The sequence below is a fragment of the Mesorhizobium sp. WSM1497 genome, assembly GCF_001672455.2.
GTDB classification, from domain to species: Bacteria; Pseudomonadota; Alphaproteobacteria; order Rhizobiales; family Rhizobiaceae; genus Mesorhizobium; species Mesorhizobium ciceri.
In genome coordinates this window covers 1764121-1784709 of sequence record NZ_CP021070.1, presented here as the reverse complement: position 1 = coordinate 1784709, position 20589 = coordinate 1764121, and the positions used below count along the sequence as shown (strand labels likewise).

At 62.9% G+C, this 20589-nt stretch carries 20 protein-coding genes and 1 pseudogene; 11 read left to right on the top strand and 10 right to left on the bottom strand.

The window, feature by feature from the left end; genetic code table 11:
• Nucleotides 1–334 precede the first annotated feature (334 nt).
• The 5 genes from A9K65_RS08725 to A9K65_RS08705 are packed head-to-tail and all read left to right on the top strand — an operon-like array spanning nt 335 to nt 4585.
• On the top strand, nt 335–1222 hold the full coding sequence (locus A9K65_RS08725) for a sugar phosphate isomerase/epimerase (protein ID WP_013529508.1): 888 nt from the start codon (nt 335–337) through the stop codon (nt 1220–1222).
• A gap of 59 nt (nt 1223–1281) precedes the next feature.
• Nucleotides 1282–2451, top strand: coding sequence for a mandelate racemase/muconate lactonizing enzyme family protein (locus A9K65_RS08720; protein WP_013529507.1), 1170 nt, complete (start codon nt 1282–1284; stop codon nt 2449–2451).
• Nucleotides 2452–2453: 2 nt separating this feature from the next.
• Nucleotides 2454–3170, top strand: coding sequence for a FadR/GntR family transcriptional regulator (locus tag A9K65_RS08715; protein WP_013529506.1), 717 nt, complete (start codon nt 2454–2456; stop codon nt 3168–3170).
• A gap of 5 nt (nt 3171–3175) precedes the next feature.
• Nucleotides 3176–4156, top strand: coding sequence for a hydroxyacid dehydrogenase (locus tag A9K65_RS08710; RefSeq protein ID WP_064995537.1), 981 nt, complete (start codon nt 3176–3178; stop codon nt 4154–4156).
• A gap of 42 nt (nt 4157–4198) precedes the next feature.
• Entirely contained in the window at nt 4199–4585 is a 387-nt protein-coding gene (locus tag A9K65_RS08705) for a hypothetical protein (protein WP_064995536.1), read from the top strand.
• Nucleotides 4586–4600: 15 nt separating this feature from the next.
• Here the strand turns inward: A9K65_RS08705 and A9K65_RS08700 are convergent, their stop codons facing one another.
• Complete coding sequence (locus tag A9K65_RS08700) at nt 4601–5908, bottom strand: amidase (protein WP_064995535.1); 1308 nt, start codon at nt 5906–5908, stop codon at nt 4601–4603.
• 120 nt (nt 5909–6028) lie between these two features.
• Here A9K65_RS08700 and A9K65_RS08695 point away from each other — a divergent pair, with 120 nt between their 5' ends.
• Nucleotides 6029–6376: a GFA family protein gene (locus tag A9K65_RS08695; RefSeq protein ID WP_064995534.1), complete on the top strand. Its 348-nt coding sequence runs from the start codon at nt 6029–6031 to the stop codon at nt 6374–6376.
• A 97-nt stretch (nt 6377–6473) separates the two neighbouring features.
• Here A9K65_RS08695 and A9K65_RS08690 read toward each other — a convergent pair.
• Nucleotides 6474–7261: pseudogene (locus A9K65_RS08690) on the bottom strand (MFS transporter); the annotation flags it as partial.
• Nucleotides 7262–7400: 139 nt separating this feature from the next.
• On the opposite strand from A9K65_RS08690, the gene A9K65_RS08685 reads away from it, so the two are divergent.
• Nucleotides 7401–7832 (top strand): DUF4437 domain-containing protein, encoded by a 432-nt coding sequence (locus A9K65_RS08685; RefSeq protein WP_064995533.1) that lies wholly within the window; start codon nt 7401–7403, stop codon nt 7830–7832.
• Nucleotides 7833–7844: 12 nt separating this feature from the next.
• On the opposite strand, the gene A9K65_RS08680 is transcribed toward A9K65_RS08685, so the two are convergent.
• The 7 genes from A9K65_RS08680 to A9K65_RS08650 all read right to left on the bottom strand — a co-directional run bounded on the left by A9K65_RS08680 (nt 7845) and on the right by A9K65_RS08650 (nt 14551).
• Nucleotides 7845–8930, bottom strand: a complete 1086-nt coding sequence (locus A9K65_RS08680; RefSeq protein WP_013529499.1) for an ABC transporter ATP-binding protein — start codon at nt 8928–8930, stop codon at nt 7845–7847.
• Nucleotides 8930–10033: an ABC transporter ATP-binding protein gene (locus A9K65_RS08675; RefSeq protein ID WP_064995532.1), complete on the bottom strand. Its 1104-nt coding sequence runs from the start codon at nt 10031–10033 to the stop codon at nt 8930–8932. The genes A9K65_RS08680 and A9K65_RS08675 overlap by 1 nt, the downstream gene beginning before the upstream one ends.
• Complete coding sequence (locus tag A9K65_RS08670) at nt 10030–10251, bottom strand: hypothetical protein (protein WP_064995531.1); 222 nt, start codon at nt 10249–10251, stop codon at nt 10030–10032. Before A9K65_RS08670 ends, A9K65_RS08675 begins: the two co-directional genes overlap by 4 nt.
• Complete coding sequence (locus A9K65_RS08665) at nt 10248–11207, bottom strand: carbohydrate ABC transporter permease (RefSeq protein ID WP_013529496.1); 960 nt, start codon at nt 11205–11207, stop codon at nt 10248–10250. Before A9K65_RS08665 ends, A9K65_RS08670 begins: the two co-directional genes overlap by 4 nt.
• A 1-nt stretch (nt 11208) precedes the next feature.
• Nucleotides 11209–12114 (bottom strand): sugar ABC transporter permease, encoded by a 906-nt coding sequence (locus A9K65_RS08660; RefSeq protein ID WP_013529495.1) that lies wholly within the window; start codon nt 12112–12114, stop codon nt 11209–11211.
• Nucleotides 12115–12179: 65 nt separating this feature from the next.
• Nucleotides 12180–13496 carry an extracellular solute-binding protein gene (locus tag A9K65_RS08655; RefSeq protein WP_013529494.1) on the bottom strand — a complete coding sequence of 439 codons (1317 nt, stop codon included), beginning with the start codon at nt 13494–13496 and terminating at the stop codon, nt 12180–12182.
• A gap of 359 nt (nt 13497–13855) precedes the next feature.
• Nucleotides 13856–14551, bottom strand: coding sequence for a TetR/AcrR family transcriptional regulator (locus A9K65_RS08650; protein WP_013529493.1), 696 nt, complete (start codon nt 14549–14551; stop codon nt 13856–13858).
• 109 nt (nt 14552–14660) lie between these two features.
• Between A9K65_RS08650 and A9K65_RS08645 the strand changes: the two genes are divergently transcribed.
• Genes A9K65_RS08645 through A9K65_RS08635 form a run of 3 tightly spaced genes read left to right on the top strand, consistent with a single transcriptional unit; the run spans nt 14661 to nt 17159 of the window.
• Nucleotides 14661–15857 carry a Tm-1-like ATP-binding domain-containing protein gene (locus tag A9K65_RS08645; RefSeq protein WP_064995530.1) on the top strand — a complete coding sequence of 399 codons (1197 nt, stop codon included), beginning with the start codon at nt 14661–14663 and terminating at the stop codon, nt 15855–15857.
• A 13-nt stretch (nt 15858–15870) separates the two neighbouring features.
• Entirely contained in the window at nt 15871–16737 is an 867-nt protein-coding gene (locus A9K65_RS08640) for a phosphoenolpyruvate hydrolase family protein (RefSeq protein ID WP_024504438.1), read from the top strand.
• Between the two features lie 5 nt (nt 16738–16742).
• Complete coding sequence (locus tag A9K65_RS08635; protein ID WP_064995658.1) at nt 16743–17159, top strand: cupin domain-containing protein; 417 nt, start codon at nt 16743–16745, stop codon at nt 17157–17159.
• A 109-nt stretch (nt 17160–17268) separates the two neighbouring features.
• Here the strand turns inward: A9K65_RS08635 and A9K65_RS08630 are convergent, their stop codons facing one another.
• Entirely contained in the window at nt 17269–18459 is a 1191-nt protein-coding gene (locus A9K65_RS08630) for a Xaa-Pro peptidase family protein (protein WP_064995529.1), read from the bottom strand.
• Nucleotides 18460–18833: 374 nt separating this feature from the next.
• On the opposite strand from A9K65_RS08630, the gene A9K65_RS08625 reads away from it, so the two are divergent.
• A complete protein-coding gene (locus A9K65_RS08625) occupies nt 18834–20444 on the top strand; it encodes an ABC transporter substrate-binding protein (RefSeq protein ID WP_064995528.1) in 1611 nt (536 codons plus the stop codon).
• Nucleotides 20445–20589 lie beyond the last annotated feature (145 nt).

Below are 20589 nucleotides of genomic sequence, written 5' to 3'. Positions count from 1 at the left end.
GTCTTTTCTCAACGGGCGCTTGCACGCACCACCATTCTGGTATTACCAAATGTGGAATTTTGGTCAAGCCTTGCAATGCGCCATCATGACCCCAAAACCACCCGGCGCAGGCATGTATATCTCAATATAATCAAGGAAATACTCCACAGCGAAAGTTGCATCCCGGCGCTTCTTGCCGATCCGGATAATTTGCTGTAGACCTCGCTTCAGGCCCAATTGGTCGAACCAGTTTGCGAGAAAAGGCTGGGAACGCCTTGGGGAGGAACCTTTGTGTCGCCTTTTTGGCGATGCATGTCGCAGGCGAACCATAGAGACGAGTTGGGAAGGACAGACCATGCATCTTTCGACGCACAACTGGATGCGCGCGGAACCCTTGGAAACGACGCTCAAGCGCATCAAGAAATTCGGCTATGAGTCGATCGAGATTTCCGGCGAACCCGAGCAGTACAAGACCAGGGAGACCCGGGCGCTGCTGAAGGAGCATGGCATTCGTTGCTGGGGCGCGGTGACCCTGATGCTGGGCGAGCGCAACCTCGCAGCCAGGAACCAGGGCCAGCGCGAGCGTTCCGTTCAGTATGTCAAGGACGTGCTGACCATGGTCAGCGAACTCGATGGCGAGATCATCACGCTGGTTCCCGCGACCGTCGGCAAGGTCGTGCCTGACGGCACCGAGGAAGAGGAATGGAAGTGGGTCGTCGACGCCACCCGCGAATGCTTCACCCACGCCAAGAAGGTCGGCGTCAAGATCGCTGTTGAACCGCTCAACCGCTTCGAGACCTATCTGTTCAATCGCGGCGCCCAGGCGCTGGCTTTGGCCGACGCGGTCAGCCCCGAATGCGGTGTCTGCCTCGACGCCTACCACCTCCATATGGAAGAATTTAACGTCTATGACGCGATCCGGCAGGCCGGAAAGCGCCTGTTCGACTTCCATGTCGCCGACAACAACCGCTTCGCCGCCGGTCTCGGCCAGATCGACTGGCCGAAGATCGTCGCAACCTTGCGCGAGATCGGCTACGACGGCGCGCTGACCAACGAGTTCGTCGCGCCCGTCGACCGGACGCCGGCGGCCCCCTATCCCGACATGGTCGAGCGCAATCCGGTCGATATCTCGCCCGAACAGCTGAAGTTCATCCAGGACCACGGCTCCAGCGTGCTCACCGAGAAATTCTACACCGACCAGATGCGCATCAACGCCGAAACGTTGCTGCCGCTGATCAAGTAGTCGACTGCCTCAGGGAAATTCGCCCTTCCGCCCTGACCGGCGCAGGGCTGGGGAAGAATATGCGTATCAAGTCCGTCCAAGCCTGGTGGATCCGCGTTCCGATCGAAGCCGCTCGGCAGCACCGCAGCGACTTCGGTCAGGTGACGACCTTCGACGCCGCCATCCTGCGCATCGAGACCGATGACGGTCTGGTCGGCTGGGGCGAAGGCAAGAACGCCGCCGGCAGTGCCGGCAGCTACGGTGCACTCGTCCACATGCTGAACCATGAGGTCGGGCCGCAGCTGGTCGGCCGCGATCCGGCCGACATCGGCATCATCTGGGAGATGCTCTACAATGGCGTGCGCCACGACAGCGCCGCACGCGGCGGCCACGCCATGCCGCAGCTGGCGCGGCGCGGCATGAGCATCGCCGCGATCAGCGCCGTCGACATCGCGCTGTGGGACATTCTTGGCAAATCGCTTGGCGTTCCGGTCTGGCGGCTGCTCGGCGGCCGCAAGCTCGATCGCATGCCGGCTTACGCGTCCGGCGGCTGGGCGGCCGCCGACGCCATCGGCGAGCAGTTGAAATCCTATATCGCCAAGGGCGGTTTCAAGGCACTGAAGATGCGGGTTGGCGCCATGGACGGCGCGGCGCACATTTCCGCCACCCGCGTGCGCGCCGCACGGCAGGCGCTCGGCCCCGATGTCGAACTGATGGTCGACGCGCACGGCACCTACACGGTGGCTGAAGCCAAGCGCTTCATCCATCTCGTCAACGACCTTGACCTGGCGTGGTTCGAGGAACCTATCATCGCCGACGATAAGCCGGGCATGGCCGAAGTGCGGGCAAGTGGCGCCGTTCCGATTGCCACCGGCGAAAGCGAGGCGACCCGCTACGCCTTCCGCGACCTTGCCGTGCTCAAAGCCGCCGACATCTTCCAGCCCGATCCCGCCTTCTGCGGCGGCATCAGCGAGGCGATGAAGATCGGCACCATCGCCAGCGCCTTCAATCTGCGCTTTGCACCGCATTTGTGGGCCGGCGCGCCCTGTTTTTTCGCAGGCTTGCATGTCTGCGCCGCCTCGCCGTCGAGTTTCACCGTCGAATATTCGCTCGGCGCCAACCCGATGATCCATGATCTGGTCGAAGAGACTGTCGAAGCCAGGGACGGTATGATAGCGATCCCGGAAAAACCGGGTCTGGGATTCACCATTTCGGAGCGGTTCCTGGAGGCGCACGCGCAACGCGGTTGACGATGAAAGAAAAGAACCTTCTCGCGGAACTCGCTGCCTACCTGTTCTCCCATTCGGACAAGGAGAGCGGCCGAACGCCATCGGAGCGCGAACTGGCGGAGCATTTCGCCGTCAGCCGCGGTCAGATCCGCGAGGCGCTGGCCATCCTGGAGGCCATGCGCATCGTTGAGCGCCGGGCCAAGTCCGGCATCTACATCGACACCAAGCAGGCCAGTGTGGAGGCCATGGCGCTCTTTGCCCGCGCGGGCCTGCCGCTCGACCCGATCCAGATCTACGAGACGGTCGAACTGCGCAAGATCCATGAGATCAAGGCGGCCGAACTTGCCTGTTCGCGTGCCACCGAGGAGAATTTCGAGCGGCTGCGCGAAATCCTGAAGGCTTCGGAAGAGCGCATCGCCGCCGGCGAAGGGCTTGCCAGGGAAGACCGCGAATTCCACCTCGAAATTGTGCGCGCCACCAAGAACAGCGTCTTCCACAATGTCTGCAGCGTCTACTACATGATGGGCGAGCAGCGCCTGCCGATCTATTTCAACGACCCCGAGCGCAACGTGCGCTCGCATGCCGAGCATATCCAGATCTATGAGGCGCTGCTGCGCCGCGACGGCAATCTCGCCCAGGCGCTGATGAGCGCCCATCTGCAGGGCGCTGAGAGCTACTGGAAGGGGCTGATCGAGGGCCATGGCGAGGAGCCGCAAAGCCCGGCGCTCGAAAAAGCCTGACCGACATGGCTCATATCCTCACGACGCACCCTCTGCATCCGCGCGCCTCGGCTATGCTCTCCGGCGCCGGAGAGCTCGTCGTCGCCTCCGCCATCGATCCAGTCACGCTGATCGCCGAGGCCAGGAATGCCGACATCGTCATCGTGCGCGCGCCGCTGCCCCCACAGCTTTTCGACGGCGCAAAGCTGCTGCGGGCGGCAATCCGTCATGGCGCCGGGCTCGACATGATCCCGATGGAAGCAGCGACGGCCGCCGGCGTGCTGGTGGCGAATGTGCCGGCGGTCAATGCCCGATCGGTGGCCGAACACGTCATGTTCGTGGCCCTCGCCTTGCTGCGCAACTTCCGCGTCGTCGACCGCGACCTGCGCGCCAAAGGCTGGCTTGCCGGCCGCGAGCACGCCAACGCCAACAGCGAGCTTGCCGGCAAGACGATCGGCATTGTCGGCCTCGGCGCCGTCGGCCAGGCGGTCGGCCATATCGCCGCGCACGGCTTCGACCTGAAGGTGTTGGCAACGACGCGCAGCATGCAGCCAGCGCCGGACAAGGTCGGCTTCCTGTCGATCGACGCTCTCGTCGAGCAGAGCGACATCATCGTTCTGTGCTGCCCGCTGACGCCGGAAACGCGCGGCCTGATCAACCGTGAGCGGATCGCCCGCATGAAGCCGCAGGCGTTGCTAATCAACGTGTCGCGCGGACCGGTCGTCGACGACGACGCGCTGATCGAGGCCTTGCAGAAACGGCGCATCGGCGGCGCCGCGCTCGACGTGTTTGCGACGCAGCCGCTGCCGTCGAACCATCCCTATTTCGGCTTCGACAATGTTATCGTCACGCCGCACATGGCGGGGATCACCGAGGAATCGATGATGCGCATGGGCGTCGGCGCGGCGGGCGAAGCCTTGCTCGTGCTGGCGGGCAAACTGCCGGTCAATCTGCGCAATCCGGAAGTGGTCGATCACTACCGGCAGCGGTTCCCGGCGAGCGTGTAGCACATCGCGGTTTCGCCCCAATTCTTCGTGACGTTGAGACCCATGTTCAGTCCTCGCCTCACATCCCTCATTGTCGCCGCCTGTTCGCTCTGCGCCATTCCGTCATTCGCGGCCGAAAGCAGCTATGTCTATTGCGACAACGGGCTGCGCTGCTTCAAGGCGCCGTGCCCGTCGAACAGCGTGCTCGATCTTGCCACCGGAACGATCATCAAGGGCATGTCGATCGACACCAGCGGCTTGCCGCGGGCCGACAAGGCGATAACGGATCTTTCCGACGCGCTCTATGCCGGAAAGATCGTCGTCAGAGGCTCGATCGAGCACCGCACCCAGACGATCACCGGCAAGGAGTACGATCTGCCCTGGCTGGTCGCGACCAGCATCGTACGCACCGCCAAGGACAGCGAACGCAAGCACTGTTCGTCGCGCTGATCCGCAATTTCCGGTTCAGTGCTGATCAACCGCCAGCAGCCGCTCCACTTCAGCGGCAATCCGCAGCAGGCGCCGGTCATGCCCGTTGCGCGCCACCAGCATCAATCCGGCAGGCAGCACCGTGCCCGGCATCGGCAGCGAGATCGCGCAGAGATCGAACTGGTTGGCGACCTGCGTGTTGCGCAGCAGCAGGCCTTCGGTGCGGTCGCGCAGCTCGGCATCCCGGGTCATCGAAACGATGGTCGGCGCGGTCACCGGTGTGGTCGGCAGAACCAGCACGTCGACCGATGCCAGCCGTTCGTCCATGGCGGCCGCAAGTGCCGCACGACGGCGCATCGCCCTGATGTAGACCGGAGTCGGCAGCATTGCCGCCCGCGACAGGGGGCCGCTGACGTGCGGGTCGACCGGCGCGGATGCCCCTGTCGCCAGCCAGTCGGCATGCACTTCGGCCCCCTCCATCGCAGCGATCGAGCCCCGCTTGGTCGCCGAACGAAAGTCTGCGAGCAAGTCGTCGATCGATATGTCCGCCAGGTGCGCTCCTGTCTGCTCGATCTCGCGAAGGCTGCGTTCGAACGCCGCGGCGACCTCACTTTCAGTGTCTTCGAAAAGAAGCCCGCGCGGAATGCCGACGCGAAGCCCGGTAAGCGGCAGCGGCACGTGCAATGCCGGCGGTTCTTCGCCGGCCATCGCGGCATCGGCGACCGCGCATGCGGTGACGCTCAGCGCCAGCGGTCCAATCGAATCCAGCGTTGCCGACAATGGGTAGGCGCCGGTCAATGGCACGCGCCGCGCCGTCGGCTTGAAGCCGACGACGCCGTTCAGCGATGCCGGTATGCGCACCGAACCGCCCGTATCCGAGCCAATGGCGATGTCGCAGGTGCCTTCGCCGACCGAAACGCCGGCGCCCGAAGACGAACCTCCCGGGATACGGCTGGCATCCATCGCATTGCCGGGCGTGCCATAGTGCTGGTTGTCACCGATCGCGGTGAAGGCGAATTCGGTCATGTTGGTCTTGCCGACGATGACCGCGCCGGCCTGCCGCAGCCGGCTGACGATCACGGCATCGCGCAGCGGAGGTGCTGCGGTCTTGAGCATCAGCGAGCCGGCCGTGGTTGGCTCGCCGGCGACATCGAACAAATCCTTGATCGAGACGATGGTGCCGTCGAGCGGCCCGAGCGTCACGCCGGCTTGGCTGCGCGCATCGCTGGCATCGGCCGCGGCCCTCGCGGCTTCGGCATAGAGCTTCGTGAACACACGCTCTTCGCCGGCACGGGCGGCGAGGCGCGCAAGGATGATTTCCAGATGATCACGGACGGATTGCATTTTCGGTGTCGGACTCCGGACGCCTTGAACGTCTTAAGGGATAGCGGCCAGTGCCTGGCTTGCCGAGACTTAACCCGGCGCAGACGGTTTTGCACCCCTGTCGAATGCGAGGAAAATCCGATGCTCTACAAAGGCAGTTGCCACTGCGGCAAGGTCGCCTTCGAATTCAAGGCCGAACTGACCGGCGCCATCAGGTGCAATTGCTCGATCTGCTCGCGCAAGAGCGCCCTGTTGTGTGCCATCCCGCACGAGACCTTGCGGGTCCTGGCCTGGGGCGACGATTTGGGCACCTACACATTCGGCAATCATGCCATCGCGCACCGGTTCTGCCGGGCCTGCGGTATCCATCCCTTTGCGGAGGATGTCCGCGAGGGCCGTGAACGCAGCGCCTACATCAACATCAACTGCGTGGCCGATCTCGACCCCTCGATCCTGTCGGTCTTCGATTTCGATGGGCGGTCGGCCTGAGTTCGTTCGTCGCTGCCGTCACAACGGCGTCGGCCCGAAAACCGTGATGGTTCTCGGGCCGACGCGCAGGTGTCAGGGAAGCCTGATTGCGGCGAGGCTACTCGGCCTGCTTCGGGCCGCAGGAACACCACGCTGGCCGCCAGCAATGTCGCCGCGCCGCAATAGGCGAAGGCACTGGCGACGCCGGTGTGGTCGACCAGCAGGCCGCCGAAGACGGCGCCGAGCGCGATCGCCACCTGGAACGTCGCCACCATCAGTCCGCCGGCGCTTTCTGCCTGGTCGGGTGCTGCCCGCACCAGCCAGCTCTGCAGCCCGACCGGAACCGCGCCGAAAGCAAAGCCCCAGACCGCAACGGCGGCAGCGGCGATCGTCGGCGAAGCTCCGAAAACCAGCATCGAGGTGGCGGCCGGCGCGATCAGCAAGGGCGCCAGCCCAACGGCTGCCTTGAGGCTGCGCTCGGCCAGGATGCCGCCGGCGACATTGCCGAAGAAGCCGCCAATGCCATAGGCCAGCAGCACCAGCGAGATCGTCTCGATGTCGAGCACGGGGACCTTCTCGAGGAAGGGACGGACATAGGTGAAGCCGGCAAAGTGTCCCGAAGCGACCAGCAGCACGACCAGCAGCGCCACCCGGATCGACGGACGCTTCAGCACGTCGAGCAAGGTGCGGAAGCTTGCCACACCCACGGGGCAATTTCGAAATGGTGGCCAGCTGCACCAGCAGCGCCAGGGCGGCGACCACGGTCGCAATCATGAAGGCCGTGCGCCAGCCCCAGATGTCACCGACATAGGCGCCGACCGGCGCCGCACAGACGGTCGCCAGCGAAACGCCGGTCAGGATGATCGACATGGCGCGCGGCATCAATCGCATCGGCACCAGCCGCAGCGTGGCCGTGGATCGCCGAGTCTGGATGAATTACCAAGCCTTCCGGACGCAATGCCATTGCCGGGCCACCCGCATGCAACAGCTTGCCAGAACCAGGCAGCGAGAGGCCGGCGTCCAGTCGGCCCGAAGAGGAGAACCAATGCCAAATCATCCGAAGCTCATCGCACTCGCCGTCATGCTTGCGGTTCCCGGGCGCGGCTTTGCCCTCGAGGACAGCTACCTGCCGGCCGACAAGATCCCCTATGTCGCGGAAGTACCCGACCAGCCGCATCGCCTTGGCCCATTGCGGGGCGAGCGGGCCAAGGGTCCGGCAGGCACGTTGCTGAAGGTTCCCGGCAACTGGCGCGCACCGGTCCATGCGCACACCGCGGATTATCGTGCGGTGGTCATAAAGGGGATGTGGGCGCACTGGCAGATGGATGGCGGCGAGGCGACCAAGGTCGAACTGCCTCCTGGATCCTACTGGACCCAGAAAGCCAATGAGATGCATGACGACGCCTGCGTCTCCGACACGGAATGCGTGATCCTGCTGATCAACGACACGCCCTACGAAACCTACTTCCAGAAATAGGCTCGGATGCGGCTACGAGGCGTGTCGCAAGCTGACGCCGCTGCCCTTGTCGAACAGCACCACCTTGTCGGGGTTCCAGGCAAAGCGCACCGCCTGCTCGATGGCGACGTCGGTCCTGGCCGGCACGGTTGCACGCAGTGTCGCGTCTCCGACGCGCAGCGTCAGGATCTTTTCCACGCCGTGGTTCTCGACGTCGTGGACACGCGCCTCGACCGGCGCGCCGCTCTCGAGATAGACGTCCTCGGGACGAATGCCGAAGACGAGCGGGCGACCGTCGGTCGCCCCGCCCGCCTTGGCTCCCCCTGAAAAAGGCAGTTCGAAATTCAGCGGCGCCATCACCGCGCGGCCGTTCACGAGCTTGCCGTCGATGAGGTTCATCGGCGGCGAGCCGACGAAGCTCGCCACATAGGTGTCGCGTGGATTGTTGTAGATCTCATGCGGTGTGCCGGTCTGGACGATTCGGCCATGGTTGAGCACGCCGACCTTGTCACCCATCGACATCGCCTCGATCTGATCGTGGGTGACGAACAGGAAGGTGGCGCCGAGCTGTATCTGCAGGTTCTTCAGTTCAGTCCGCAGCGCCTCGCGCAGCTTGGCGTCGAGCGCAGACAGCGGCTCGTCCATCAGGAACACACGCGGCTTGCGCACGATGGCGCGGCCGATCGAGACGCGCTGCATCTCGCCGCCGGACAGCCGATCCGTCTTGCGGTCGAGCAGATGCTCGATCCGCAGCGTACGGGCGGCACGGTCGACACGGTCCTTGATCTCGGCGTCGGGCAGCCGGCGAATTTTCGGCTTCAGCGGGAATTCGAGATTTTCGCGCACCGTGTAGCGCGGATAGAGCGAATATTGCTGCAGCACCAGCGCCACGTCACGCTCGGCCGCACCCCAGTCGGCAACGTCGACGCCGTCGATGAAGACCTGGCCTTCGCTGGGCTTCTCCAGGCCGGCGATAAGCCGCAGCGTCGTCGTCTTGCCGGCGCCCGTCTCGCCCAGCAGCACGAAGAACTCGCCATCGGCAATATCGAGATCGAGCCCGGTGAGCGCCGTGTGGTTGCCGAAGGTCTTCGAGATGTTCTTGAGCTGGATATGGGCCATCAGAGTCTCACCTCGAGCGACTTGCCGCTTGCCTTGTCGAAGAAATGCGCCTGGGTCGGGTCGATCCTGGCGAAGACCCTTTCACCGGGTCCGGCAACGAAGCCGCTCTTGGTGCGGGCCCGCAGCAACTCGGTTCCGACCTTGAGATCGACGATGTCGAAGGAGCCGAGCGGCTCGACGATATGCGTGTCGACAGGCACGAAGCCCTCGGTCGCCTCGCGCCGGATGAGCACGCCTTCCGGCCGTATGCCAAGCGCCAACTGGCCGCCGGCATGGCCGTTGAGCTTCGACAGCAGCGCTCGCGGGAACTCGAAGCCGGCGGCGGCTCCACCGACCGTCACCGAAACCGAGGACACCGTCTCGGCCACCGCCGCATCGGTGACATTCATAACCGGGCTGCCGACGAATTGCGCCACGAACAGATTTGCCGGCTGCGAATAGACCTCGTCGGGCGTGCCGACCTGCTGCAAGACGCCTGCGTGCATGATGACGATGCGGTCGGCCAGGCTCATGGCCTCGATCTGGTCGTGCGTGACATAGATGGTGGTCGAGCCCTGCTTGATGTGCAGCCGCTTGATTTCCGCGCGCATCTCCTCGCGCAGCTTGGCGTCGAGCGCGCCGATCGGCTCATCCATCAGCATGGCTTTCGGCCGCCGCACCAGAGCGCGGCCAATGGCGACGCGTTGCATGTCGCCACCCGAGAGCGCCGACGGCTTCTTGTCCAGCAGATCGGTGATCTGCAGCGTCTTGGCGACCGAACGCACCTCGCTGTCGATCTCCGTCTTGCTCTTGCGCGTGGCGCGCAAGGGGAAGGCGATGTTCTCGTAGACGCTCATATGCGGATAGAGCGAGAACGACTGGAACACCATGGCGATGTCGCGGTCGGCGGCCTTCAAATGCTGCACCGGCTTGCCGTCGATGAAGATGTCGCCCTCGTCGATGGTTTCCAGCCCGGCGATGGCGCGCAGCGTCGTCGTCTTGCCGCAGCCCGATTGGCCGAGCAGCACGATGAACTCGTTGTCGGCGATCTTGAGGTTCAGGTCCTTGATGACCTGGACGGCGCCGAAGAATTTCTGGACGCCGCGAAGCTCGATCTGGGTCAATGCTGTGCTCCCGGATTGCGCACCTGGCCGGTGCCGGCCTTCTCCTCGGGCGCGATCTTGGAGGTTACGTTGAAGCCGACGAGCCCGATCAGGATGATGGTCAGGCCATAGCTGTGCAGCAGCATGTTCCAGGGCTGGCAGAGCGCGACGATGCCGAGCACCATCAATATCTGCGACCCAGGCTCAAGGTATTTCTGGTTGATGGCGCGAAAACTCATTTGCGGATCGCTCCGAAGGACATGCCGCGCAGCAGATGATTGCGAAGCAGGAAGGTGAAGATGGCGACCGGCAGCAGGAACAGGAAGGTTCCGGAGGCGATCACCGTCCAGTCCGGCAGGCCCGAACCGACCTGGCTCGGGATGAAGGGAGGCGCGGTCTGGGCGCGGCGGTTGGTCATGATCAGCGCAAAGGCGTATTCGTTCCATGCGGTGATGAAACAGAACACGGCGGTGGCGGCGATGCCCGTGGCGGCCTCCGGCAGCACGATCTTGAAGAACGCCTCCATGCGCGTGTAGCCGTCGACAAGCGCGGCCTCCTCATACTCCTTCGGGATTTCGTCCATGAAACCCTTCATCAGCCACACGGAGAAGGACAGGTTGAAGGCGGTGTAGAGAATGATCAGGCCCAGATGCGTGTCGTTGAGCCCGACTGCCCGGTACATCAGGAACATCGGAATGGCGACCACCACCGCCGGCAACATGCGCGTCGACAGGATGAAGAAGAGCAGATCCGCCTCCCCTTTCACCTTGAAGCGCGAGAAGCCATAGGCGGTGAATGTCCCCATGCCGACCGCCAACACCGTCGAGGTGATGGCGATGATGAGCGAATTCAGGAAGCGGCTCGGATATCCCGACCATTGCACCTGGCCCTTGCCGTCGCGCACGATCTTCTCGCCGCCGTCGAACACGACGCGCTCCCACCACGGGGCGGCGGCATATTCTTCGGCCGACGGCGGGCTGCGCAACTGTGAGCGCTTTGTGAAAAGTTTGACGAAAGGCGAGATGGTCGGCTCGAACATCACCGTCGGCGGGATCGTCGTGGCCAGGTTGCGTGGCTTGAACGAGGTCGCCACGATCCAGTAGATCGGCGCCAGGAAGATGATCGTCACCAAGAGGACGGCGACAATAGCGACCTTGTTGAGCGCCCGTTCACCCGAAGTCTGGACGGCCGCCATCTCAGCGCTCCTTAACTTTGTTGAGGTATTTCACATAGATGTTGGTGATCGCCAGCACCATGATCAGCACGATATAGGCAAGCGCGCAGGAGCGCCCCGTCTGCCATTCCTGGAAAGCCATCTTGTAGAGACGGATGGAAATCACCTCCGTGCTCGGCTGCGTCGACAGCACATAGGCAAGATCGAAAGTCTTGAAGGCTTCCATGGTGCGGAAGATGACCGCGATCATCAGGATCGGCGCGACCAGCGGCAGCGTGATGCGGAAGAAGGTATAGAACGGCCCGGCGCGGTCGATCGCGGCAGCTTCGTAAAGATGCTTCGGCACCGCCGAAAGCCCGGCGAGCGATAACAGCATGACGAAGGGTGACCACATCCAGATGTCCGTGAACGCGACCGCGTAGAGCGCCATCTTCGGGTCGCCGAGCCATTGGAATTTGCCGAGGTCGAGCACGTAGTTGATGACACCCCAGGACGGATCGTAGAGCAGCTTCCAGAACAGGCCGACCACCGCCATCGAGAGCATCATCGGCAAGAGCAGCAATGTCGTGATCAGGCCCTTGAGCGGAATGGTGCGATTGAGCAGCATTGCCGTTCCAAAGCCGACGACAACCTGACCGACGACCGAGACGATGACGTATTTCGCGGTCACCGCGAAATTGTTCCAGATATAAGGGTCGCTGAGGAGCTCGCGATAGTTCTTCAGTCCGACGAAATTGGCCGGCGCATTGGTCGATGCGCGGAAGTCAGTGAAGGAATAGCCGAGCGAATAGATCAGCGGAAAGATGTTGAAGACGATCAGGAACACGATCGTCGGAATGATGAAGAGGTTGCGTATCGAAATGTCGCTGAGGCCGCGAGAGGCGGCTCTGGAGGAGGTATTCAGCGGTGTGATCATTGTGGTCGCCAAGACCTGCTCCCATTCCTGAAAAAGAAAACGGAGGAGGCACGGGCCTCCTCCGCACTACATGTCGGTTATTGGCCGCGGCCGTATTTCTTGAACGTGGCGTCCCAATCCTTCGCCAGCGCATCCAGCATTTCCTTGGCCGTACCATCGCCGTTTACGATGTACGGATAGACACGCTGGTTGAGCTGCTGCAGCAGTTCCGCGTACTCCGGCACCGCCCAGAAGTCCTTGACCTTGAACATCGTGTCGTAGAAGGCCTTGTTGTAGGGCGTGGCGTTCTGGAACTCGGCCGATTCCAGCACGGCCTTGTTGCAGGTGTAGCCGCCGAGGGCCGCCCACTTCTTCTGCGTATCGTCCTGGATGAACCACTTCAGGAATTTCATCGCCTCTTCCTTGTTGTTGGAATAGGAGACGACGGAAATGCCCTGGCCGCCGAGCGCGGCGAACTGCTCGCCACCTGGACCTGCCGGGTTGGCGAAGAAGCCGGTGTTCTTGGCGTTCGGGTTCGACGCCTCGTTGATCAACGAGGGGAAGAAGGCGAAGTAGTTCATGCTCATCGCCGCCAGGCCTTCGGTGATGGCTTGGTTGTTCTCGACGAAAAAGGCGTTGGTCCAGCCCGGAGGCGTGAAGCCGAACAGCTTGCGGTAGTTTTCCGCCGCGGCTACCGCCTTGTCCGAGTTGATGATGCCGTCGACCTTGTAGGTGCCGAAGTCGCCGAGCTCACCGCCATACGAGAACAGCGCGTTCTCGAAGCCCATCGCCAGGCCGTCATACTGGTTCTGTGTGTAGATGGCGATGCCGTAGCGGTTCTGGTCGGGCCTGTTGAAGAACTCCGCGATGTCGGTCATTTCCTTGAAGGTCTTCGGAACGGCAAGGTCGTAGCCATACTTGGCCTTGAACGCTTCCATTTCCTTCGGATCCTCGAACCAGTCCTTGCGGTAGGCCCAGCCCACGGCGTCGCCCTCGGCCGGGATCGACCAGTATTTGCCGCTGTTGCCGGGATATTCGGAGTAGAACTTGACCGTCGCCGGAGCCATCTTGTCGAGAACCTTGTTCTCTTTGACGAAGTCGGTGAGGTCGACATAGTGACCGCCCTCGGAGGCGGCACCAAGCCATTGCGAGTCGCCGACGACCAGGTCATAGGCGCTGCCCTTGGCGTTGAACTCGGTAAAGGCCTTGGTCTGGAAATCGGCCCAAGGGGTGGTTTCCACCGTGATCTTGACGCCGGTTTGCTTCTCGTACTCGTTGCCGAGCTCCTGCAGATAATTTGCGGGATCCCATTCAGCCCAGAAGATGGTGAGTGACTTTTCCTGCGCGTAAACGGACGTTCCGCAGGCAAGCGTTAAGCCGATACCAGCAAGTACGCTGGTCACTAACTTGCGCATAATGATTTCCTCCCTTGTGCGCGTTCTACCTTATCGTGCGAGCCGGCAACGTGGCCGGCCCTGGTAGTTCCTCCCGTGATCGCACCTTTCCGGTTTCGAGCCTCCTCGCCCCGCCGGAAAATGGATCGCAGCCCTCACTTTCGATCCGCTTTTCTGATCCAATCTGGTATTACCAATTTTGCATGCGCGTCAAGCCCTTTCTTGGCAGCTTGACGTGGCCATTTCCATCGGATTACCGCTTTATCTGCCTGTTTTACCAAGATTTTCCTACTCAGTGATATGATCGGGTATTGTCCAATACCCCACCCAACCGCTAAGATCAGTAGTGTGCATGCCAATCTGGTCGAACCAGTTAGGCTCTATTTCACGACTGCCTTCGGATCGAGGCTGCCTCCTTCATCGACCGATTCCGCCACTGCCGCACGCACCAGCGCCCCGGCCGCCCACTGTGCGACCGACATCGTCCGGCGGCTGTCCAGCCCCCAGATATCCTTGAGCACGATCAGCACCTCGACGCCGAAGATAAGCGACAGCGCCTGTGCCAGCCGCTTGAAGTCGCGCGGCGGCAAACGGCCCTTGAGCGGCGCGATCGCATCCTTCAGCAGGTCGATGCGGTGGCCACGCGTAAAGGCGGGCTCACCGCCCAGCGTGCCGGCCTGACGCCGCGCCCATTGATCGAGCGACAGCTTCAGTGCTGCCTTGAACGTAGCCTCGAAGGCCTCGATGCGCGGCATGGCCGTGTCGAACAGCTCGGCGACCCGGCGCTCGGCATCGGCGGAGGTCGATTGCCAGGTGAGGATTGGCCCCAGCCCCTCGTCGACGACGGCCTGCACCAGTGCCGACTGGCTCGGGAAGTAACGATAGGCGGTGGCGCGGGAAACCTCGGCCGCCTCGGCGACCTCGCTGACTGAGGGCGTGACGCCCGCCTGCATCAGCCTTGTTGCCGTCTCCAGCATCAGCCGTTTGGTCCGCGCGCGCGGCCCACGTTCGGGCACTGGGCCGGTTGCCCGTTCAGCCTCGTCGCTCGCAGCGGATTGTTGACGTGAGACATTCATACCAATACGATACGCGCGTCTCAAAAATTTGCAATGGTCCGCATCGTCGAGTGGCCCGGGCAATGAGCGATGGGGGCGGCATCGCGCCTGCCAGGATTGGGAGAGTGCAATGAAGCGTATTTATGTGGTGGGGACCGCGGACACCAAGGGCGAGGAACTCGCCTTCCTGGCCGATGCGATCACGGCTGCGGGCGCCCTCGTTTGTCGTGTCGATGTCGGAACGCGCGACGCAACCATCCCCGTCGATATCAGCGCGAGGGAAATCGCCGACCATCATCCCGGCGGCCGTGAAACCGTGCTCGGCGGCAATGATCGCGGCGCCGCGGTCGCCGCAATGGGCATCGCCTTCGCCCGCTTTGCCCAATCGCGCAACGACATCGCGGCCATGATCGGCATTGGCGGCGGTGGCGGCACATCGATCGTCACGTCGGGCATGCGCGCCCTGCCGCTCGGCCTGCCCAAGATCATGGTCTCGACGCTCGCCTCCGGCGACACCGCTCCCTACGTCGATGTCTCCGACATCATCATGATGCCTTCTGTGACCGACATGGCCGGACTGAACCGGCTCTCCCGTGTCGTGTTGCACAACGCGGCTCAAGCCATATCAGGCATGGCGGCCAGCCCGGCGCCACCACCCGACGGCAAACCATCGATCGGCCTCACCATGTTCGGCGTCACCACGCCTTGCGTGACCGCCATCGCCGACCAGCTCCGTTCCGGATATGACTGCATGGTCTTCCACGCCACCGGCACCGGCGGCCGCAGCATGGAAAAGCTGGCCGACAGCGGCTTGCTGTCCGGCGTCGTCGACATCACCACGACCGAAGTCTGCGATCTTCTGTTCGGCGGCGTGCTGCCGGCGACGGAGGATCGTTTCGGCGCCGTCGCACGCACGGGGCTGCCCTATGTCGGCTCCGTCGGCGCGCTCGATATGGTGAACTTCTGGGCGCCTTCGACCATCCCGGAACACTATCGCGACCGGCTGTTCTACGAACACAATCCCAATGTCACGCTGATGCGCACCACGGCGGACGAATGCCGTGCGATCGGCGAGTGGATCGGCACCAGGCTCGCCCGCTGCAAGGGACCGGTGCATTTTCTCATCCCGGAAAAAGGCGTCTCGGCGCTCGACATCGAAGGCGGCGCCTTCTTCGACCCGGAAGCCGACGCCGTTCTGTTCGATGCCATCGAGCGCACCATCAAGCCCAACGGCAAGCGCCGCGTGACGCGCCTGCCGCTGCATATCAACGACCCGGAATTCGCAAAGGCAGCAACAGCGGCCTTCCTCGACATCGCCAGACAGTGAGAGACCTCAAAAAATGCCCGCCATACCGCGCAAGGACATCTTGAAGAAATTCAGGGGAATGATCGACAAGGGCGTGCCGATCGTCGGCGGCGGCGCCGGCACCGGCCTGTCGGCGAAGGCCGAGGAGGCCGGTGGCATCGACCTCATCATCATCTACAATTCCGGCCGCTACCGCATGGCCGGGCGCGGCTCGGCCGCCGGCCTGCTCGCCTATGGCAATGCCAACGAGATCGTCAAGGAAATGGCCTATGAGGTGCTGCCGGTGGTCAGACACACGCCGGTGCTGGCCGGCGTCAACGGCACCGACCCGTTCGTCATCATGCCGCTGCTGCTGGCAGAGCTGAAGACGATGGGCTTTTCCGGCGTGCAGAATTTTCCCACCATCGGCCTGTTCGACGGCAGCATGCGGCAGAGCTTCGAGGAGACCGGCATGGGCTTCGGCCTCGAGGTCGACATGATCGCCGAGGCGCACAAGCTCGATCTCTTGACCACGCCCTATGTCTTCAACCCGGATGAGGCCCGCGCCATGACAAAAGCCGGTGCCGACATCGTCGTCGCCCATATGGGTGTGACGACAGGCGGCTCGATCGGCGCCACGTCAGCCAAGTCGCTCGACGACTGCATTCAGGAGATCGACGCCATCGCCAATGCCGCGCGCTCGGTGCGCAAGGATGTCATCCTGCTTTGCCATGGCGGCCCGATTTCGATGCCCGACGACGCCCGTTACATTCTCTCCCAGGCCAAGGGCCTGCACGGCTTCTATGGCGCCAGCTCGATGGAACGGCTGCCGGCGGAAGCCGCGATCGCCAAGCAGACGGCCGATTTCAAGGCCGTCGCGCTCGGCGGCCAGAAGACCACATTCAAGAAAAAGAAGGGATGAGTGAGATGACCGACAAGAGCAAAGTGTTCGTGTACCCGAAGGACGTCAGCGCCTTCGGCTTCGACTGGGGAAAATTGGCGCTGACGGTGGCGCCCGAAGTGAATGGCGCAACCCGCTTTTCCGGCGGCGTCGTCGACCTGCCTTCCGGCAAGGGCCACACGCGCCACAACCATCCGGGCGCGGAAGAAATCATCTTCGTCATCTCAGGCCATGGCGAACAGATGGTCGAGGACGAGAAGAGCAATCCGATGGTCGAGAAGGTCGGCCCCGGCTGCACCATCTACGTGCCGGAAAGCCGCTTTCATTCGACGCTCAACACCGGCGACGGGCCGATGCAGCTGTTCGTCGTCTATTCGCCGGCAGGACCTGAACTGGTTTTGCGTGAGCTGCCGGATTTCAGGCTGATTCCGCCGGGGCAGTGATCTTTCCTCGGTTCCGGCTCCGACCTCTGCCCTCGGGGAGAGGTCGGATTGCCCCGAATTGCTTTTCCCGGATGGCAATCCGGGTGAGGGGCAGCAGCCTCAATACCAGCTAGGCGGTCGCACCCCTGTTCCACCCCCTGCCCCGATCACCGAACATCACGTATCCGCTCTCCGTCACCGCCAGCGTGTCTTCCAGCTTGATGAAGCCCCGTGTCGGGTGAAGCATGGTCGTCTCCACCGACAGCACCATGTTCTTCTCCAGCGGTTTGGCCGCATAGGTGCCTTCATAGGTCACCGGATGGTTGGTCATCAGGAACGGCGCCTCGTGCGTGATCAGGCCCATGCCATGGGCGAAGAAATCCGTGTAGGGCGCGACCTTCGAAGCCTTCAGCACGCCCTCGGCATGCGAAATCATGTCGCCGCCCAGCGTGCCCGCTTTGACTTTTGAGAAGGCCGCCTGCTGCACCGTCTCGACCTCGGCCAGAAGATCTTCGAGCTCGGCATCCGGTTCGCCGAGAATGCCCATCCGGCAGAGGTCGCCTATATAGCCGTGATAATTGCCGCCGGAATCGATTGACAGCACCTCGCCTTTTTTCCACGCCTGCGGTGAAGCGGCGCGGTTGTGGCTGGCACCCAGCGTCAGCAGGCAATATTCGAAATGGATGCCGCGGTTGGTTTCCTCGCGCCGCAGCTGCTCGATGATCTCGCTTTTAGTCGTGCCTTCACGCGCCCAGGCAATGGTCGCCAGCATGGAATCGGTGATCAGTTCGGAGGCCGTGCGCAGCTTCTCCAGCTCCGCATCGGTCTTGATGGCGCGCATGCGCTCCAGCATGTCGGTCGCATCGATCAATCTGGCATCCGGCAACGCCTTGCGGATCAGCGTATAGGCGTCCGACGGCAGGAAGCCAGGCTCGATGCCGATGCGCGCGCCGGCCTTGCCGATCTTCTGCAGGTGCTCGACCGCGAGATTGGCGGCGTCGAGCGTGCCCCAGCAGGCGGCGTGCAGCGTCGGCGTCCAGAACGGATTGTTCTGGTGCTCGCCGCCCTCCATGCGGTTACCGATATAGGCGGCATGGTCCGGCCCGCCCTTTTCGTACACGACGATCGGCAGGTATCGGCTGTGGCCGATCGCATCCATGGCGGCGAAGAAGATGAACTTATAACCGCCCAGCAGGTATTGCGTGTTGTGCTTGGAGGTGGCGAGCAGCACATCGATGCCGGCCTCCTCCATCAGCCGGTCGACCCTTGCCTGGTCGAACGGGATATTGCCGACGGCATTCTTGCCCGGAGCAATGTTCATCTCTCTCTCCCTGAATTGCCTGGGACCGCCGGCCGTTCCGCTCGCGATCCCCTGGCCATGACTCAAATCTGCACCATCTTGCCCGCTCTGGTCCAGCCAGAAATAGGGAAAACAGCACCGTTCGATGTCATCATACCTTTGTCCGTCGCATATCACGTCAATTTGGTCCTACCAGATTGACGTGATAGAAGCGCATGCTCCAAACTGGTCCAGCGGACGAAAATTTCAAAGCCAAGCGAGGATGCACCAATTCCGTCTCTGGCGAAACCCTCGGCAAGGCTCATAATCGCCGCCGCAAGGATGCTGGCGGGCTTGCCGGCGTCCGAGGGGTATTGGCGCGCCCAACCGGGTCGCGGAGAGGACGGAGTTCGATCATGTCAGGTTTCACGATTTCCAGACGCACGATGCTTTCCGGCTCGGCAATGCTGCTGGCCTCCACCGCCATCCCGACACCGGGCTGGGCGCAGACGCCGAAGAAGGGCGGGCGGCTTGTGCTTGCCGCCGATTCCGAACCGCGCAACCTCAACCCGGCGATCGTCGCTTCCAACGGCGTCTTCTTCATCTCCAGCAAGATCGTCGAAACGCTGGCCGAAGCCTCCTACGACGGCAAGGACGGACTCGCGCCAAGGCTGGCGCTGAGCTGGGAGGGTGCCGCCGACGGGCTCTCGGTGACGTTCAAACTGCGCGACGGCGTCAAATGGCATGACGGCAAGCCGTTCACCTCGGCCGACGTCGCCTTCTCGGCGCTGCAAATCTGGAAGCCGCTGCAGAACCTCGGCCGCACCGTGTTCAAGGACCTGGCCAGCGTCGACACCCCCGACGATCTCACCGCCGTGTTCAAATTCGCCAAGCCGACGCCGTTCCAGCTGATCCGCAACGCGCTGCCGGCGCTGAGCAGCGTGGTGCCGAAGCACATCTACGAGGTCGGCAAGATCGAGGACAACCCGGCCAACAACGCGCCCATCGGCACAGGGCCGTTCAAATTCGGCGAGTACAAGGCCGGCCAATATTACCGGCTGACCAAAAACACCGACTACTGGGGCAAGGACGAGCCCTATCTCGACGAGATCATCTATCAGGTGCTGCCGGATCGCACGTCCGCGGCGAGCGCGCTGGAGGCCGGAGAGATCCAGCTGGCGGCCTTTTCCGCCGTGCCGCTGGCCGACCTCGACCGCATCTCGAAAGTGCCGGGCCTGAAAGTGATCACCAAGGGTTACGAAGGGCTGACCTATCAACTCGTCGTCGAGATCAACCATCGCCGCAAGGAACTGGCCGACGTCAAAGTGCGCCAGGCGATCGCGCATGCCATCGACAAGGATTTCGTCGTCAAGACGGTGTTCCTCGGCTATGCCGCGACAGCCACCGGCCCGGTGCCGAAGAACGATCCACAATTCTACACCGCCGATGTGCCGACCTATGCCTTCGACGTCGCCAAGGCCAACGCGCTGCTCGACGAAGCCGGCTACAAGAAAGGCCCGGACGGCAAGCGCTTCACGCTGAAACTGCTGCCTGCGCCCTATTTCAACGAGACAAAACAGTTCGGCGACTATCTGCGCCAGGCGCTCGCCGCCATCGGCATCGACGCTGAGCTGGTCAACAACGACTCGGCCGCGCACATCAAGGCGGTCTACACCGACCACGCCTTCGATCTCGCGGTCGGTCCGCCGGTGTTCCGCGGCGATCCGGCGATCTCGACCACCATCCTGGTGCAGAGCGGCATTCCCAACGGCGTGCCGTTCTCCAACCAGGGCGGCTACAAGAACGATGCGCTCGATGCGCTCATCGCCAAGGCATCGGAGACGCTCGACGCATCAGCCCGCACCGACCTCTACAAGGAATTCCAGAAGGCGGTGGCTGCCGACCTGCCGCTGATCAACGTCGCCGAATGGAGTTTCATCAGCGTCGCGCGAGACACCGTCGGCAACATCGCCAACAACCCGCGCTGGGCGGTGTCGAACTGGGCGGACACGTATCTGGAATCGTGACAGAATTGCGCGGATGAAAATTCGCGAAATCATCGTAGGCTTTGAGTTCTACGAGGCCCCCCTCTGTCCTACCGGACATCTCCCCCTCAAGGGGGGAGATTGGCCGCTTGTCTGTCCCGCGAATTCTTCAACGTTGGAGATTGGC

What these genes read in the sequence shown, in the direction of transcription:
- A9K65_RS08710 (WP_064995537.1), top strand. Translation starts at nt 3,176, where the DNA reads ATGGCTCATATCCTCACGACGCACCCTCTGCATCCGCGCGCCTCGGCT.
- A9K65_RS08665 (WP_013529496.1), bottom strand. Translation starts at nt 11,207, where the DNA reads ATGGCGGCCGTCCAGACTTCGGGTGAACGGGCGCTCAACAAGGTCGCT.
- A9K65_RS08640 (WP_024504438.1), top strand. Translation starts at nt 15,871, where the DNA reads ATGCCCGCCATACCGCGCAAGGACATCTTGAAGAAATTCAGGGGAATG.
- A9K65_RS08705 (WP_064995536.1), top strand. Translation starts at nt 4,199, where the DNA reads ATGTTCAGTCCTCGCCTCACATCCCTCATTGTCGCCGCCTGTTCGCTC.
- A9K65_RS08720 (WP_013529507.1), top strand. Translation starts at nt 1,282, where the DNA reads ATGCGTATCAAGTCCGTCCAAGCCTGGTGGATCCGCGTTCCGATCGAA.
- A9K65_RS08635 (WP_064995658.1), top strand. Translation starts at nt 16,743, where the DNA reads ATGACCGACAAGAGCAAAGTGTTCGTGTACCCGAAGGACGTCAGCGCC.
- A9K65_RS08625 (WP_064995528.1), top strand. Translation starts at nt 18,834, where the DNA reads ATGTCAGGTTTCACGATTTCCAGACGCACGATGCTTTCCGGCTCGGCA.
- A9K65_RS08680 (WP_013529499.1), bottom strand. Translation starts at nt 8,930, where the DNA reads ATGGCCCATATCCAGCTCAAGAACATCTCGAAGACCTTCGGCAACCAC.
- A9K65_RS08670 (WP_064995531.1), bottom strand. Translation starts at nt 10,251, where the DNA reads ATGAGTTTTCGCGCCATCAACCAGAAATACCTTGAGCCTGGGTCGCAG.
- A9K65_RS08650 (WP_013529493.1), bottom strand. Translation starts at nt 14,551, where the DNA reads ATGAATGTCTCACGTCAACAATCCGCTGCGAGCGACGAGGCTGAACGG.
- A9K65_RS08685 (WP_064995533.1), top strand. Translation starts at nt 7,401, where the DNA reads ATGCCAAATCATCCGAAGCTCATCGCACTCGCCGTCATGCTTGCGGTT.
- A9K65_RS08725 (WP_013529508.1), top strand. Translation starts at nt 335, where the DNA reads ATGCATCTTTCGACGCACAACTGGATGCGCGCGGAACCCTTGGAAACG.
- A9K65_RS08630 (WP_064995529.1), bottom strand. Translation starts at nt 18,459, where the DNA reads ATGAACATTGCTCCGGGCAAGAATGCCGTCGGCAATATCCCGTTCGAC.
- A9K65_RS08695 (WP_064995534.1), top strand. Translation starts at nt 6,029, where the DNA reads ATGCTCTACAAAGGCAGTTGCCACTGCGGCAAGGTCGCCTTCGAATTC.
- A9K65_RS08645 (WP_064995530.1), top strand. Translation starts at nt 14,661, where the DNA reads ATGAAGCGTATTTATGTGGTGGGGACCGCGGACACCAAGGGCGAGGAA.
- A9K65_RS08715 (WP_013529506.1), top strand. Translation starts at nt 2,454, where the DNA reads ATGAAAGAAAAGAACCTTCTCGCGGAACTCGCTGCCTACCTGTTCTCC.
- A9K65_RS08700 (WP_064995535.1), bottom strand. Translation starts at nt 5,908, where the DNA reads ATGCAATCCGTCCGTGATCATCTGGAAATCATCCTTGCGCGCCTCGCC.
- A9K65_RS08655 (WP_013529494.1), bottom strand. Translation starts at nt 13,496, where the DNA reads ATGCGCAAGTTAGTGACCAGCGTACTTGCTGGTATCGGCTTAACGCTT.